This window comes from Eubacterium sp. AF36-5BH (assembly GCF_003460505.1).
Classification (GTDB): domain Bacteria; phylum Bacillota; class Clostridia; order Lachnospirales; family Lachnospiraceae; genus Eubacterium_G.
Genome location: NZ_QTVG01000001.1, coordinates 91,286 through 107,266 on the forward strand (window position 1 = coordinate 91,286; position 15,981 = coordinate 107,266).

General features: G+C 35.4%; 14 protein-coding genes. 1 reads left to right on the forward strand and 13 read right to left on the reverse strand.

Features of this window, described 5'->3' with window-relative positions; translation table 11 throughout:
• Positions 1-85: 85 nt before the first annotated feature.
• The 6 genes from fusA to asnS all read right to left on the reverse strand — a co-directional run bounded on the left by fusA (position 86) and on the right by asnS (position 8,240).
• On the reverse strand, positions 86-2,203 hold the full coding sequence (gene fusA, locus DW006_RS00460; RefSeq protein WP_117998465.1) for an elongation factor G: 2,118 nt from the start codon (positions 2,201-2,203) through the stop codon (positions 86-88).
• A 323-nt stretch (positions 2,204-2,526) separates the two neighbouring features.
• Positions 2,527-2,997 carry a 30S ribosomal protein S7 gene (gene rpsG / locus DW006_RS00465; protein WP_117998469.1) on the reverse strand — a complete coding sequence of 157 codons (471 nt, stop codon included), beginning with the start codon at positions 2,995-2,997 and terminating at the stop codon, positions 2,527-2,529.
• Positions 2,998-3,155: 158 nt separating this feature from the next.
• A complete protein-coding gene (rpsL, locus tag DW006_RS00470) occupies positions 3,156-3,569 on the reverse strand; it encodes a 30S ribosomal protein S12 (protein WP_022165471.1) in 414 nt (137 codons plus the stop codon).
• 206 nt (positions 3,570-3,775) lie between these two features.
• Positions 3,776-6,046 (reverse strand): HAMP domain-containing sensor histidine kinase, encoded by a 2,271-nt coding sequence (locus DW006_RS00475; RefSeq protein ID WP_117998472.1) that lies wholly within the window; start codon positions 6,044-6,046, stop codon positions 3,776-3,778.
• Between the two features lie 16 nt (positions 6,047-6,062).
• Positions 6,063-6,755, reverse strand: a complete 693-nt coding sequence (locus DW006_RS00480; protein WP_117998475.1) for a response regulator transcription factor — start codon at positions 6,753-6,755, stop codon at positions 6,063-6,065.
• A 99-nt stretch (positions 6,756-6,854) separates the two neighbouring features.
• A complete protein-coding gene (gene asnS / locus DW006_RS00485; RefSeq protein WP_117998478.1) occupies positions 6,855-8,240 on the reverse strand; it encodes an asparagine--tRNA ligase in 1,386 nt (461 codons plus the stop codon).
• 298 nt (positions 8,241-8,538) lie between these two features.
• On the opposite strand from asnS, the gene DW006_RS00490 reads away from it, so the two are divergent.
• Complete coding sequence (locus DW006_RS00490) at positions 8,539-9,894, forward strand: sodium-dependent transporter (protein ID WP_117998481.1); 1,356 nt, start codon at positions 8,539-8,541, stop codon at positions 9,892-9,894.
• Positions 9,895-10,180: 286 nt separating this feature from the next.
• Here DW006_RS00490 and DW006_RS00495 read toward each other — a convergent pair whose 3' ends face one another.
• The 7 genes from DW006_RS00495 to DW006_RS00525 form a co-directional block, all read right to left on the reverse strand.
• A complete protein-coding gene (locus DW006_RS00495; protein ID WP_117998484.1) occupies positions 10,181-11,614 on the reverse strand; it encodes a sodium:alanine symporter family protein in 1,434 nt (477 codons plus the stop codon).
• Between the two features lie 260 nt (positions 11,615-11,874).
• On the reverse strand, positions 11,875-12,318 hold the full coding sequence (locus DW006_RS00500; protein ID WP_117998487.1) for a hypothetical protein: 444 nt from the start codon (positions 12,316-12,318) through the stop codon (positions 11,875-11,877).
• A 100-nt stretch (positions 12,319-12,418) separates the two neighbouring features.
• Positions 12,419-13,351, reverse strand: a complete 933-nt coding sequence (locus tag DW006_RS00505) for a thiamine pyrophosphate-dependent enzyme (RefSeq protein WP_117998490.1) — start codon at positions 13,349-13,351, stop codon at positions 12,419-12,421.
• Positions 13,351-14,544: a pyruvate ferredoxin oxidoreductase gene (porA, locus tag DW006_RS00510; RefSeq protein WP_117998493.1), complete on the reverse strand. Its 1,194-nt coding sequence runs from the start codon at positions 14,542-14,544 to the stop codon at positions 13,351-13,353. The genes DW006_RS00505 and porA overlap by 1 nt, the downstream gene beginning before the upstream one ends.
• 1 nt (position 14,545) lies before the next feature.
• Entirely contained in the window at positions 14,546-14,848 is a 303-nt protein-coding gene (locus DW006_RS00515; protein WP_022165480.1) for a 4Fe-4S binding protein, read from the reverse strand.
• Positions 14,848-15,420, reverse strand: coding sequence for a 2-oxoacid:acceptor oxidoreductase family protein (locus DW006_RS00520; RefSeq protein WP_022165481.1), 573 nt, complete (start codon positions 15,418-15,420; stop codon positions 14,848-14,850). The genes DW006_RS00515 and DW006_RS00520 overlap by 1 nt, the downstream gene beginning before the upstream one ends.
• A gap of 225 nt (positions 15,421-15,645) precedes the next feature.
• The gene (locus DW006_RS00525; RefSeq protein WP_117998496.1) at positions 15,646-15,972 is read right to left on the reverse strand and encodes a hypothetical protein; all 327 of its coding nucleotides are present in this window, start codon (positions 15,970-15,972) and stop codon (positions 15,646-15,648) included.
• Positions 15,973-15,981 lie beyond the last annotated feature (9 nt).

Sequence of the window (15,981 nt, forward strand, 5' to 3'; positions counted from 1 at the left end):
CTATACGACCGCAATGGTCTTATTCAAAAGGCTATCCCCATTATATTTTATAATGGGAATATTTTCAAGCCTTATTTTGTTTTTACTAGTTAGCCTTTGAAGCGACAATCTTGTCCTGAACTGACTTTGGAGCCTGTTCATATTTTTCAAAGAACATTGAGTAGTTACCACGACCCTGAGTCTTTGAACGAAGGTCTGTTGAGTAACCAAACATTTCTGAAAGTGGAACGAATGCTCTTACGATCTTTCCTCCACCAAGGTCATCCATGCTTTCGATTCTACCACGACGTGAGTTAATGTCACCAATAACGTCACCCATGTATTCTTCAGGCATTGTTACTTCAACCTTCATGATAGGTTCAAGTAATACTGCATCACCCTTGTTCATAGCATCCTTGAATGCCATTGATCCGGCAATATGGAATGCCATTTCTGATGAATCGACTTCATGATATGATCCATCGTATACAGTAGCATGTACACCAAGAACTGGGAATCCAGCGATAATACCTGTCTGTGCAGCTTCTTCGATACCTGCTCCTACAGCTGGGATGTATTCCTTAGGAATGTTACCACCAACTACAGTAGATTCAAACTTGAATGTTTCTTCACTGTTTGGATCCATTGGTTCGAATTTAACTTTACAGTGACCGTACTGTCCACGACCACCAGACTGCTTAGCATATTTGCTATCTACGTCTACAGCCTTAGTAAATGTTTCTTTGTATGCAACCTGAGGTGCACCAACATTTGCTTCAACCTTGTATTCACGAAGAAGTCTGTCAACGATAACTTCCAAATGAAGTTCACCCATACCAGCGATAATTGTCTGACCAGTTTCCTGATCTGTATGAGCTCTAAATGTAGGATCTTCTTCAGCAAGTTTTGCTAAAGCTTCACCCATCTTACCCTGATCATTCTTTGTCTTAGGTTCGATAGCAAGCTCGATAACTGGTTCTGGGAATTCCATTGATTCTAAGATAACCGGATGCTGTTCATCACAGATTGTATCACCAGTAGTTGTAATCTTGAAACCTACAGCTGCTGCGATATCACCTGAGTAAACTTTATCAAGTTCTGATCTTGTGTTAGCGTGCATCTGTAAGATACGACCAACACGTTCCTTTTTATTCTTTGTAGCATTTAATACATATGAACCTGAGTTTAATGTACCAGAGTAAACTCTGAAGAATGCTAATTTTCCTACGAATGGGTCTGACATAATCTTGAATGCTAATGCAGCAAATGGTTCGTCATCTGATGACTTACGTGTTACCTCATTACCATCTTCGTCAGTACCTGTGATGTCAGGGATGTCTGTTGGAGCTGGCATAAATTCGATTACACCATCTAACATCTTCTGAACACCTTTGTTCTTGTAAGCTGAACCACAGTATACAGGAACTGCTTCACAAGCGATTGTAGCTCTTCTTAAAACTTTCTTAAGATCGTCTACTGAAGGTTCTTCACCTTCTAAATACTGCATCATAAGGTCATCATCTAATTCACAAATCTTTTCGATTAAGTTATCATGCCATTCATTAGCAAGATCCTTTAAATCATCAGGGATTGTTGTGATTTCGATATCTTCACCCTTATCATCTTTATAGTAATATGCATCCATTTCAAATAAGTCGATTAATCCAATGAAATCGTCTTCTTTTCCAATAGGAATCTGAACTGGGATAGCATTTTTGCCCAAACGATCAATGATTGTCTGAACTGAATAAAAGAAATCTGCACCCATCTTGTCCATCTTATTGATGAAAGCCATACGAGGTACATTGTATGTGTCAGCCTGACGCCATACGTTTTCTGACTGAGGTTCTACACCAGCCTTAGCATCGAATACACCTACAGCACCGTCTAATACACGAAGTGAACGTTCTACTTCAACAGTGAAGTCAACGTGTCCCGGTGTATCAATGATGTTGATACGATGTTCTTTTGCTCCAGCCTTTGGTTTATGATGATCTTCTAATGTCCAATGGCATGTTGTAGCAGCAGAAGTAATTGTGATACCTCTTTCTTTTTCCTGTTCCATCCAGTCCATTGTAGCATTACCATCATGAGTATCACCAATTTTATAGTTAACACCAGTATAGTATAAAATACGCTCTGTTAATGTTGTTTTACCAGCATCGATATGAGCCATAATACCAATGTTTCTTGTTCTCTCTAATGGATATTCTCTTCCAGCCAAGATTTTTTCCTCCTCTTTTTAGTCTAAAGCTTACGCTTTTAGTATGTCATACATTTCTGTATATTAATCAAATTTGTTATTGTCGCCCGTATTGCTAGCTCGATTTTGCTTTGTTTCGTCTCTCGCCGCTCTTCTAAAAAAGAATAGCTAGCTCGATTCTGCTTCGCTACATCGCTAGCTTCTTCCTAAAAAGGAATCGCTAGCTCGACTTCACTGCGTTTCGTCTCGCTAGAGTCTGGCGACTCATAACCTCTGCAAAACAATTATGTATTTGTGCAAGCACAATACATACTGTTTTTTGAGGTTGCGATTCTTGTAGATAACTAGAATCTATAATGTGCGAAAGCCTTGTTAGCTTCTGCCATCTTATGCATGTCTTCACGCTTCTTAACTGATGAACCAGTGTTGTTAGCGGCGTCCATGATTTCATTTGCTAATCTTTCTACCATTGTCTTCTCGCTTCTCTGGCGTGAGTACAATGTAATCCAACGAAGTCCTAAAGCCTGTCTTCTTTCAGGTCTAACCTCAATAGGTACCTGATAAGTAGCACCACCAATACGTCTAGCCTTAACTTCTAAAGCTGGCATAACATTATTCATAGCTTCTTCGAATACTTCGATAGCATCTTTTCCTGTTTCTTCAGCAATCTTATCGAATGCTCCGTAAACGATCTTCTGAGCTACACCTTTCTTACCATCTAACATGATGTTATTGACAAGCTTTGTAACTACGATGCTACCATACATAGGATCTGCTAAAATTTCTCTCTTCTGAGTATGTCCTTTACGTGGCATGTTACTTCCCTCCTTAATCAATTTTAAATTAAATCTTCGGTACTCACAAAAGTTGTGTCTTGCTCACGGCTTTAGACTGTATATCTACATAATTCTAATAACCGTTACAAATCATTCAACCTGTGACTGACTATTAAAAGTCATCCTACTTATTGAGCCTATTTTTTAGGTCTCTTAGCGCCGTACTTAGAACGTGCCTGGCGTCTGTTAGCAACACCTGCAGTATCTAATGTACCTCTAATGATATGATATCTTGTACCTGGTAAATCCTTTACTCTACCACCACGGATAAGAACAACACTATGTTCCTGAAGGTTGTGACCTTCACCTGGGATATAACTTGTTACTTCGATACCATTAGATAAACGAACTCTGGCGATTTTTCTAAGAGCTGAGTTAGGCTTCTTAGGTGTAGCAGTCTTAACAGCTGTACATACACCACGCTTCTGTGGAGAAGCTGTGTCGTTCATCTTCTTATTTAAAGAATTGTATGTCTTTAATAAAGCTGGTGCTGTTGACTTCTTAACCGCTGACTTACGTCCTTTTCTTACTAACTGGTTAAATGTTGGCATTCCTTTTTCACCTCCTGTTATTAGAATTACGTGTTTCTTCTTTACACTAACATGTCGCAAAGGGGCATAATTACACCTCCACGCATGCTTTTCCATTATAGAAAAAGGGGCTGAACTTGTCAACCCCTTAATTTTTATTAAATTTTGCATTTAATTGTATGCCCATATTTTTATTTAATTCAACATTTAATTGTATGCCCGGATTTCTATTTAATTGCTATTACAACTTTAAATAAATCTCCATCAAGAATTATTTCCATTGTTCCATCGTGTCTTTCTATAATAGTCTTTGCAATTGATAGTCCAAGACCACTTCCCTCTGTACTTCTTGACTGATCGCCTCTTACGAATCTATCCATTAATTCGTCCGGGCTTATGTTTAATGCTTTCTCGGAAATATTCTTTATTCCAATAACAATTTCTCCATTATGTTCTTCAACGTCCACGTAAACTCTTGTGCCTTCCATTGCGTATTTAAAAATATTTCCATAAAGATTTTCAAACACTCGCCACATTCTTCTGCCGTCGGCATTTATATAAATAGCTTTATCCGGGATAGTTTTTACTACTGTTAAATTTCTTTGGTTAAACTTCTCGTTATACTCTCCCAGACTTTGGTTAATTAATTCCACAATATTTATTTTTTCTTTGTGGAGTTCAATTGCACCTGATGTTAGCTTTGAAGCTTCCACCAAATCTTCTGTCAGATTCTTCAGTCTTTGAGATTTTTTGTCTAAAATATCAAGATACTTATTAGCATTTTTGCTGTCAACGCCTTCTGTTTTTAACAAATCTACATAATTTATTATAGATGTTAATGGTGTTTTCAAATCATGAGAAACATTCGTTATTAAATCTGTTTTCATTCGCTCACTTTTCATATTTTCTGCAACGGCATTCTCAATTCCATCACCGATATTGTTAATTGTATCTTTTAATTTTCTATTTGAAGGATATTTAAAAGTCCCAGTTATTTTGTGGTCAACTTCTCCTTCTGTAATTTTTTCTGCCTCGTTTATTATTTGTTTTTTTTCTTCGAAATATTTAATTAAATATTTGCAAACCAATAGAATTGGTATTATCCAGAAAAATAACATTCCCCAATATTCATAGGATTGAACAAACAGGAAAGCAATTATGTTCCAAACCAAACATACAATTCCCGCTGCTGTTACCTTCGCCCACATTTTTCCATTATTTATAAAGCCTAAAATTATTATTTTGATTTTGCTGTAAATCCAGTATAGTAAAGTGCTTTTAATTAACATTCTGGATTTTATTCTTCTGGCAAAGCTTTCAGCACACTGTATAAATACCTCAATATAAATCAGACAGAAGAAGCCGCATAGCACTACATAGCCGATAACGCCTGTTAAACCTGATATTGGATTTTGGAATGCACCTTCACAAATAGACATTGCCATGCTTATACCAACCATTATCATTATAACTGTCAAAACATCTGCCCAGATTTTATCAAATTTGTTTGTATAAGGTATGTCTCCTTTTCTCTTATGACCTGCAATAATTAATAGCATAATAAACGGAATTAATGATAAAAGCATACATGCCACACATATAACAAGCCCTGTTATGCACAATCTTTTTTGCGCTGAAATTTCTTTAGCACTCAATGCTTTCTCAGCCTTTATAAGTTCATGCTCCAACGAAAAACCATCTTTGTCATTTCTCTTAAAGCCTATTTTCACTGTGAACTTGCTGTCATTTAAGCTGTTTGTATGTAAGTCATCATCATACGTAGGAAAATATTCTTTAAAAAGAGATTTATAGCTTTCTTCCTGCAAATAATTATTTGCAACAATTGTTGCTCCTTTTGAATTTGCAGTTACAATATCCATATACTTATTTTCTTCTGATATTGTCTGGTCTTTTTCCTGATTTGTAAACTTATAAGTTTTTCCATTTAACACATATGTAGCCTGAAATTCAACATTCTCACTTAATATGTATTCATCATCAATTCGTGTTAAAGCTTTATCCTGTTCTTTTTTTGACTTATTACCTAATTCATTTAAAGCATCACATTCATCTACAATACTAAAATATAGATTTGCGGTATCTGCAATTTTCTTATAATATTCATACTCTTCTTTCTTTCTGGCGCTGGAATTATATTTCAATTCTTCCTTTGTATTTTCTGCCATTATAGCATAGAAAGAAAGTTTTTCCTCTGACTTTGCAATTTTTACAATATCTGAAACTTTAATTGTTTTAAGCTTGTAAGCTTTGGCAACCACTTTGTTAGGATCCATGAAATTTTCTCTATAAATCCTATTGTCCACAATTTCTTCAATTACCCCTGAGGTAACGCTTGCGTAGTTTTCTGTATACCTATGTAAACAATTCTCTTTGCTGTCATAGTACCTTAAATGATAAATTCCATAGCTGCCACTTGCTATACTGACAATCGCTAATGCAAGTATAGCTAAGTGTAATAAAATTCTTTTTGTTTTCATAATTTCCACCTATCCTTTACATTTTCTCGATTTTATATCCAACGCCCCAAACTACTTTCAGATATCTTGGTTCCTTTGGATTAATTTCGATTTTTTCGCGGATATGCCTGATATGTACTGCTACTGTATTATCTGCTGCAATGGCTTCTTCTTCCCAAACATTTTCATAAATTTGTTCGATTGTAAAAACACGTCCCTGATTTTTCACAAGAAGCAATAAAATCTTATACTCATAAGGTGTTAGTTTCACACTTTCCCCGTCAACGGTAACTTCCTTGCTGTCATCGTTTACCTCAAGTCCACCTACTGTATACACATTACTTTTTTGCCCTGCCATTGTGCCAAGTTTTGTGTAACGTCTAAGTTGTGATTTTACTCTTGCTATTAACTCTAAAGGGTTAAAAGGTTTTGTAATGTAATCATCAGCTCCAACATCAAGTCCTATAACTTTATCTGAGTCTTCTGACTTTGCAGATAAAATAATGATTGGTATACCACTTTTCTCTCTTATTTTTAATGTTGCCCTTAAGCCGTCAAGCCTTGGCATCATTATGTCAATTAACAATAATTGAATATCTTCTTTTTTGAGAATTTCAATTGCTTCCAAACCATCATAGGCTTTGATTACATTGTAGCCTTCTTTGGAAAGATAAATTTCAACAGCCTCAACTATTTCTCTGTCATCATCGCAAACTAGTATGTTGTACATTTTCAAGCCCTCCGCCTTTACACTATTTCTTTGTGTGTATAAAGGATATAATTTATTTTTTAATATATTTTGTGGAAATTTCTTAAGATTCTCTTAAGATTATAATTCACAGTTATTAACTGTACGTGGAAATGGAATTACGTCCCTGATATTTGACATGCCTGTTAAGTACATAATCATTCTCTCAAATCCAAGTCCAAATCCTGCATGTCTTGCTGTGCCGTATTTTCTTAAATCTAAATAGAATCCATAGTCTTCTTCATTAAGACCTAATTCCTTCATTCTGTTTTTAAGAACAGCCAAGTCTTCTTCTCTTTGGCTACCACCAATAATCTCGCCAATGCCTGGAACTAAACAATCCATTGCTGCCACTGTTTTTCCATCTTCATTTAACTTCATATAGAAAGCCTTAATTTCCTTTGGATAATCAGTTACAAAAACAGGTCGTTTAAATACTTCCTCTGTTAAATATCTTTCATGTTCTGTCTGTAAATCTGTTCCCCAGCTTACTTTATATTCAAACTTATCATTATGTTCTTCTAAAATTTTAATTGCTTCTGTGTAAGTTACGCGACCAAAATCAGAATTCATTACATGATTTAATCTGTCAAGCAGTCCCTTATCCACAAATGAATTAAAGAAATTCATTTCCTCAGGTGCATTTTCAAGTACATATTTAATAATGTATTTTATCATTGCCTCTGCAAGCTCCATATCGTCTGCTAAATCTGCAAAAGCTATCTCCGGCTCTATCATCCAGAATTCTGCTGCATGTCTTGTTGTATTTGAATTTTCTGCTCTAAAGGTTGGTCCAAATGTGTATATCTTCTTAAATGCCATAGCATATGTTTCGCCATTTAACTGACCTGAAACTGTAAGGTTTGTTGGCTTGCCAAAAAAGTCTTCTGAGAAGTCCACATCACCCTGATCTGTTTTTGGAACATTATTTAAGTCCATTGTTGTAACCTGAAACATTTCTCCTGCCCCTTCACAGTCACTACCTGTAATTAACGGTGTGTGCACGTAAACAAAGCCCTGCTCCTGAAAAAACTTGTGAATTGCATAAGCGCATAAAGAGCGCACTCTAAAAACTGCCTGAAAAGTATTTGTTCTAGGTCTTAAATGTGAAATTGTTCTAAGGTACTCGAAAGTATGTCTCTTTTTTTGTAATGGATAATCAGATGTACTTTCTCCTTCAATAAAAACTTCATCTGCCTGAATTTCAAAAGGCTGCTTTGCATTTGGTGTTTCAACTAATATACCTTTAACAATTAAAGCTGCACCAATATTTACTTTTGAAACTTCCTGAAAGTTATCCATTTTGTCATTGTAAACCACCTGTACAGGCTGAAAAAATGTACCATCGTTTAAAACTATAAAGCCAAAAGTTTTTGAATCTCTGATACTTCTAACCCAGCCACCAACTGTAACTTCCTTATTAATATACTCTTCTGTGTTCTTAAATAACTCTTTTACTTCTACCATTTTATTTGCCCTTTCTCTTATATATAAATTGTATATTACTCTTTTTTGCTAATGTATTCTCTGTTTACATTAAACATATCGTTATATATATTATTTTGCAAATAACCTATGACTTTTTCCACGCATTTTATAGGTTTTTATTTGCAATAAGTTTTTCACACATATACCAGCACACATTTTACATTATTTTCAATGTATAGTAAACATATATTATTTATTGTTGTGTCATTTGTTCTTTTATTGTATAATTCTAACATTGTTTTTAAGTTTTTGTAAATTAAAGTGGAGGATTTATATTATGGAAAAAAGAGGAAACTTTTCAAACAAAATAGGATTCGTACTGGCTGCTGCCGGTTCCGCTGTAGGTCTTGGAAATATTTGGAGATTTCCATACCTTGCAGCTAAATACGGTGGTGGAACATTTTTGCTAGTATATCTTATTTTAGCAGTAACTTTTGGTTTTTCTTTGATGATTGCTGAAATTGCAATCGGTCGAAAAACCGGTTTAAGTGCAATTGGTGCTTTTAAGGCATTGGACAAGCGTTTTGGGGCAGTGGGATATCTGGCAGCTATTATCCCAATTATTATTTTCCCATACTACTCAGTAATCGGTGGTTGGGTAATTAAGTATCTTGTAACATTTTGTAGCGGTGGTGGAATGGCTGCTGCAAATGATAATTACTTTGGTACATTTGCTGCAGGAACCGCCGAACCACTTATATACTTTTTCATATTCATTGCTTTTACAGCTTTAGTTGTTTGGTTCGGTGTTGAAAAAGGTATTGAAAAAGTAAGCAAAGTTATGATGCCAATTTTGGTTGTTCTCACAATATTTATTGCAATTTATGGTCTAACAATCGACGGAGCAAAAGATGGTCTTATTTATTACATAAAACCACGTTTAAGTGATTTTACTTTTAAAACTGTTATTGCCGCCATGGGGCAGTTGTTCTACTCCATGTCACTTGCAATGGGTATTATGATTACTTATGGTTCTTATATGAAAAAAGAAAACAATCTTGAAAGTTCAGTAAGACAAATTGAGATTTTTGATACAGCAATTGCATTTCTTGCCGGATTAACGATTATCCCTGCTGTATTTGCTTTTTCAAGTGGCGACAAGGCTGCTCTTGGAAAAGGTCCATCACTTATGTTTGTCACATTACCTAAAGTTTTTGACAGCATGCCTTTTGGTAGCGTTATTGGAACAGTATTTTTCGTATTAGTTTTATTTGCAGCATTAACATCTGCTATTTCACTTATGGAAACTATCGTTTCTATTTTCAGTGATAAACTTGGCTGGTCAAGACATAAAGCCACATTGATTGTTTTCATTTGTGCAGTTGCAATTGGCGTTTTACCTTGTCTTGGTTTTGGAGTTTTAGATTTCATTCACATTGGTGCAATGACAATACTTGATATTATGGACTTTGTAAGTAATAGTATTTTAATGCCTATCTGTGCATTGTTTACATGTATACTTATTGGCTTCGTTGTTAAACCTAAAGCAGTTATTGACGAGGCTACAAGAAACGGCGAGAAATTCAAATCAAGAAACCTTTTTGTAGTTGTGATTAAATGGGTATCACCTATATGCCTTGTTTTAATTTTAATCAGCTCAATTCTTGATGCACTTGGAATTTTTACAATCTAATGATTGCCAGAATTTAATATATGAAACATTTTAGGTAATCATTTTGTCAAAAAGTTATACCCCGGTTGTGCCTGCACAATAGCGGGTTAATAGCTTTGGAACATAAAAAGCAGTTAAATCAAATAAGTTATGTTTAACAAACATTTCTTAAATTGATTCAACTGCTTTTTATTTTTTACTTTATTTTTTGTAGCCTGTTTTTTCTTTTTTACTTTATTTTTTGTTGCCTGCTTTTTTGCTAACTGCTTTTTTCTTGCTTTTTATTTTCATTCCTTGATTTAGGATTTTATTTTTTCTTTTTTGCCGCCTTCTTTTCTTTATCCAAAATAGGCTGGAATCGTTCAACTTCTTTTGCAATAACCTTGCTCATTACAAGAAGACAAATCAGGTTAGGTATTGCCATTAAGGCATTTGCTATATCCGAGAAATTCCATACAACCTGTAATGTTGTAGTTGCCCCCACAAATACAACTAACGAGAAAATAATTCTGTACGCCATATTATATTTATGTGTTCCAAATATGTACTCAAAAGCCTTTTCTCCATGATACTCCCAACCTAAAATTGTTGAAAATGCAAAAAGGGCGATTCCTATTGTTACAAGTATGGCTCCAACTTCACCTAAAGCCGATTTGAAAGCCAAAATTGTAAGAGCTGCACCCTGTACTAATTCCCCGTCATCTCCAACAGTTCCAAGAACTCCTGATGACGCAATACAAAGACCTGTAATTGTACAAACTACAATTGTGTCCCAAAATGTACCTGTCATGTTAATGTAACCCTGACGAACAGGATCATCTGTTGTTGCTGCGGAAGCTGTTATGGCTGCTGAACCCATTCCTGCTTCATTTGAAAATACACCTCTTGCAACACCATATCTCATTGCATTCATTACGCCCGCAGTAATCACGCCGGCTCCACCACCTGCTACAGCCTGTGAGCTAAATGCCATTTTAAATATCATTACAATACCTGATGGCAGGTTCTGTATATTCATAACAACAACAATTAAACCTGCAATTATGTAAAAAATAGCCATCAGGGGAACTACAATTGAAGATACCTTTGAGATAGTCTTAATACCACCTACAATAATTACCAATGCTAAAACTGTTAAAACCACACCTACTATTTTCTCATCAAAATTAAATGTACTCTTTAATGATTCTGAAATTGAATTTGCCTGTGTCATGTTTCCAATACCGAAAGATGCTATAACCGCAAACACTGCAAATAACATTCCTAGAAAAGCCCCTATTTTTTTGTTTTTGAAGCCTTTCTTCATGGTGTACATTGGACCACCTGACATTTCTCCCTTTTCATTAACCTCTCGATACTTTATGGCTAACATACATTCACTGAATTTTGATGTTAAGCCAAAGCATGCTGAAATCCACATCCACACTAAAGCTCCCGGACCACCTGATACCATGGCTGTGGCAACACCTACAATGTTACCTGTTCCTATTGTTGCCGCAAGAGCCGTTGTTAGCGCTGAAAAAGGGGATACATCGCCTTCACCTCTCTTGGTTGTTCTTGCCTCTTTACTTAATGTGCTTTTGATGGCAAAGCCAAGATTTCTCCATGGTCTGAATTTTAATCTTATTGTAAGAAAAATTCCTGTTCCAACAAGTAGCACCAACATCACCGGCCCCCAAACAAAATCATCCACTTTCACAAGTGTGTCTGAAATCCAGTTACCAACACTTTTCCAATCCATAATTTTTTCCTCCTACTTTTTATTTTTCCAAATTCCAACACCATATTTTATTAATACAAATTTGAAATTTACAGTTACCATTTTAATCACTAAAAAAAAGAGCTACTTAAAAAAGTAACTCTAAAGATTCGTAATCATAATCAATTTGAAACTCTCCCCATATCTAATGTATGCCTTGCCTGCATTAGATATAACCTTGGGTTCTCTAGAGATTCCTCCACCTTTAGTTTCGCCATTGATTAAAAGATTTCATAGGATATTTATTTTTTATTTAAGTTATTTAAAAACTCTGTAATATGTTCCCTGTCGGGTTTTGATTTTACCAATACTACAGCTATTAAAATAATAAGTAATACTGTAACGATACCGCATAGAAGCATATTATCTTTTTGCATATTATATAACGAAAATCCAAATCTTACAACTATAAGTATTGCCGCCACTATTACTAAAGTATACAAATAAAAGCCATAAGTAAACTTTCCTGTTAGTGTGCTACCTTTATCGTTGTCGGAAATTTTTCCCTTGAAGATAACAGGAACAAGCCCTTCGCCCTGCTTTTTCCCGTCATCTCCTAAAGATATTTCTAACTTTATAGCCGGATGTTTTTTATCCTGCTGCACTACTTTTATATTGTTCTTTTTTCCTTTGGACTTCATTACTTTAACAGTGCCTTCACTGTTTCGGTTATAGTTAAAATCCACAATCTGTCTCCTATTATTGCCTGTTAGTTTTAAATTTTAAAGAATATTATTAAAAATATTTCCATTTAAAGCTTTAAAAATACATCTCTAAGTAAATTCATTATCTGCTACATTTAAATAATAAGTCTTCCCATCTTCTATCAACTTCCTTCTGGAATTTCTCAATAAGATGTTCATTTTCAGGCTTAAATAAATGTTTGAATCTGCCCTGTGGTCTCAAAAAGTCTTCAATTGGAAGTCTGTTCTTTGGTTCATAGTTAAGAATCCACTTGCCGTCTACAACTTCATATAAAGGCCAATAATTTGTTTCTACAGCTAATCTGCAGATTTCCATAATATCATCTTTCTGATATTTCCAACCTGTTGGACATGGTGCACATACATTTAAGAATGCAGGACCCTCTGTATAAATAGCTCTTTCAGCTTTTGTATGAAGATCCTTAAAGCCTTTGAAATATGTAGTCTGTGCAGCATATGGAACATCATGTGCTGCGATAATTGCCGCTAAATCTTTTCTGTACTGTTCCTTACCATTACACTGACTACCAACAGGTGTAGTTGTTGTATCAGCGTACATTGGTGTAGCTGATGAACGCTGTGTACCTGTATTCATATAAGCACCGTTGTCATAACAAACGTATGTATAATTTGTACCACGTTCCATTGCTCCTGATAATGACTGAATACCTATATCATAAGTACCACCATCACCACCAAAGCAGATAAACTTATAATCATCTTTTAACTTGCCTTTTCTTTTCATCGCCTTGTATGCACCTTCAACACCACTCATTGTTGAACTTGCATTTTCAAAAGCACTATGAATGTAACTGTCTTCCCATGCTACATATGGATACTGGAATGATGATACATTTAAGCATCCTGTTGCACATCCTATAACTGCCTTGTCGCCTTCATGAAGCCCACGAAGTACATTTCTTGCACAAATTGTTGCTCCACAACCGGCACACATTCTGTGACCTGGAGCAAAACGTTCAGGCTTATTCATTGTTTCTTTAAAATTGTAACCCATTATTTTGCCTCCTTATCTCTAAGTCCCATATATCTGTATGTAGGACCGGTCTCACCTGTTTTTGCAATTTCTTCAAGAGTATCATAAACACCTCTCATATCGCCTACAGTAACATCTCTACCACCAATACCATACATAATATTGATAGCTTTTGCAGTACAGCCATTTGTGTACATAGCCTGCATTGTTTCAGCACCTACAGGACCACCGTTTGTTGAAAATGATTCACATCTGTCCATAACTGCAACAGCTTTACACTTCTTAAGTGATGTTGCAATTTCTTCTCCTGGGAATGGTCTAAATGATCTTATTTTTATAATTCCAACCTTTTTGCCAGCCTCTCTCATTTCATCTACAGCTTCCTTTGCTGTACCTGCTGCTGAACCAATAATAACCATTGCATATTCAGCATCATCCATTTTATATTCTTCAATCAAGCCATACTTACGACCTGAAATTTTTTCAAAATCTTTTGCTACATCTAAAATAACCTGTTTTGCATTTTCCATTGCATGAGCCTGTGCTTTTCTTGATTCCATATAGTAATCAGATACAGCATAAGGTCCAACTGCAAATTTTTCTTCAGGATTTAAAAGATAATCAACAGGTTCTCTTTCGCCAACAAATTCTTTTACAGTCATGTCGTCTAAAATTTCCATGTTCATAACTGCGTGGCTTGTAATAAATCCGTCCTGACAAATCATAATTGGAAGCATAACATCTTTATTTTCAGCGATGTTAAATGCCATAACCATGTTGTCGTAAGCTTCCTGATTATCTTCTGCATATAACTGAATCCAGCCTGAATCTCTTGCACCCATTGTATCCGAATGGTCGCAGTTAATGTTCAACGGTCCTGTTAAGGCTCTACAAACTGCTGCTAAAGCAACAGGTAATCTACTTGATGCTGCAACTCCTAAAACTTCCCACATAAATGCAAGACCAGCTGATGATGTAGCAGTTAAAGCTCTTGCTCCTGCTGCTGAGGCTCCCATTGCTGCACTCATTGAACTATGTTCAGATTCTACAGTAATAAACTCTGTGTCAACTAAACCATTTGATACATAGTTTGAAAAATACTGAGGAATTTCAGTTGATGGTGTAATAGGGAATGCCGGAAAAACATCAGGATTAATCTGTCTAAGTGCTGTTGCTACAGCTTCATTTCCTGATAAAAATACTTTCTTATGCATACTATTTCACCTCCATCTTAATTGCATTAAATGGACATGCCTTCACGCATATTCCACAACCCTTGCAATGATCTAAATCTATTGCCTGTCTCTTATAATCCTTTACAGGAATACAGCTGTCCGGACAAACCGGTACACATAAAAGACATTGTTTACATTTTTCTTCGTCAATTACAGGTGCTACACTTGTCCAATCTCCTGTAATAAACTCTCTTGTTGTGCCTGAACCGACAATTGTGTTACCTCTTGTAACATCCTGCCAGGCAACGTCCTGACCTAATTTTGTTATATCTGTCTTTGCCATTATTTAACCTCCCTTAAAGCTGTTCTAAGTGCTTCCATGTTTCCTTTGATTACTTCAGGCTTCTTGGCAAATTTGTGCTTAAATGAGCCTTCCATTTCGTTAAGGAATGTTTCATCTTCAATAACTCCTGTAACTTTTACAATTGCAGCAAGCATTGGTGTGTTAGGGAAGTTCTTTCCTAAAGTATCCATAGCGATTTTCTTTGCATCTACTGTGTATACTTTTCCTTTGTAACCTTTTAAGTGTGGAATAATCTCGTCTTTACTTCTTGATGTATTAATAAGTATTGCTCCATCTTCTCTTAATCCGGCAGTAACATCAACAATTTCTAATAAAGTTTCATCAACAACTACTACATACTGTGGATCATAAATATTTGAATGTACGCGAATTGGGTGGTCACTGATTCTGTCGTAAGCAGTGATTGGAGCTCCCATTCTTTCAGGTCCATATTCTGGAAATCCCTGTGCATTTTTTCCTGTTTTGAAAGCCACTTCTGCTAAAAGAAGGGCTGCTGTTTTGGCACCCTGACCGCCTCGGCCATGCCATCTGATTTCAAGAGTATCTTTCATATTTGTTATTCCTTCTTTACTATTTTTTCGTGTTAATGCATTAAAGTGCATTAATATTAATTATAAGTCAAAGGTTTTGTAGTTTCAACTAGAGATTTGGGAAAATTTAGAATATTTTGTTTATTTTCTCTGATGATTGTTGGTTAAATTAGATATGGAAAGAAAAATACCTTTAAAACAGTTTTTTCTGCTTTAAAGGTATTTTGGGGTTATGTAATTGTGTAACTAAATTTCCTGCATATCGTCATTAAACAATGCCATAATGTTAGACATTCTTGCATCTGTAAATTCTTCATCATCTAAATTACTTGGTCTTACTACTAGTTTTTCATAAAGATATTCTATGCCACCTCTTGCATACGAATTAAACAAATCCATATTTTTTGTATACTGATATTCAGTTTTCGGACTTGTGTCAAAAGCTTCTCTTACTTTTTCTTCTGCCAATGATTCTGCCTTAGTTATTGCATAGTCAGCCTTTAACCACTCGTTATGTATGTTAGTCAGGCTTACATTATCTTTTAACAAATTTTCAAAATAGTCATATACCATATCAACTAT

What these genes read in the sequence shown, in the direction of transcription:
- rpsG (WP_117998469.1), bottom strand. Translation starts at nt 2,997, where the DNA reads ATGCCACGTAAAGGACATACTCAGAAGAGAGAAATTTTAGCAGATCCT.
- rpsL (WP_022165471.1), bottom strand. Translation starts at nt 3,569, where the DNA reads ATGCCAACATTTAACCAGTTAGTAAGAAAAGGACGTAAGTCAGCGGTT.
- DW006_RS00475 (WP_117998472.1), bottom strand. Translation starts at nt 6,046, where the DNA reads ATGAAAACAAAAAGAATTTTATTACACTTAGCTATACTTGCATTAGCG.
- DW006_RS00480 (WP_117998475.1), bottom strand. Translation starts at nt 6,755, where the DNA reads ATGTACAACATACTAGTTTGCGATGATGACAGAGAAATAGTTGAGGCT.
- asnS (WP_117998478.1), bottom strand. Translation starts at nt 8,240, where the DNA reads ATGGTAGAAGTAAAAGAGTTATTTAAGAACACAGAAGAGTATATTAAT.
- DW006_RS00490 (WP_117998481.1), top strand. Translation starts at nt 8,539, where the DNA reads ATGGAAAAAAGAGGAAACTTTTCAAACAAAATAGGATTCGTACTGGCT.
- DW006_RS00495 (WP_117998484.1), bottom strand. Translation starts at nt 11,614, where the DNA reads ATGGATTGGAAAAGTGTTGGTAACTGGATTTCAGACACACTTGTGAAA.
- DW006_RS00505 (WP_117998490.1), bottom strand. Translation starts at nt 13,351, where the DNA reads ATGGGTTACAATTTTAAAGAAACAATGAATAAGCCTGAACGTTTTGCT.
- porA (WP_117998493.1), bottom strand. Translation starts at nt 14,544, where the DNA reads ATGCATAAGAAAGTATTTTTATCAGGAAATGAAGCTGTAGCAACAGCA.
- DW006_RS00515 (WP_022165480.1), bottom strand. Translation starts at nt 14,848, where the DNA reads ATGGCAAAGACAGATATAACAAAATTAGGTCAGGACGTTGCCTGGCAG.
- DW006_RS00520 (WP_022165481.1), bottom strand. Translation starts at nt 15,420, where the DNA reads ATGAAAGATACTCTTGAAATCAGATGGCATGGCCGAGGCGGTCAGGGT.
- DW006_RS00525 (WP_117998496.1), bottom strand. Translation starts at nt 15,972, where the DNA reads ATGGTATATGACTATTTTGAAAATTTGTTAAAAGATAATGTAAGCCTG.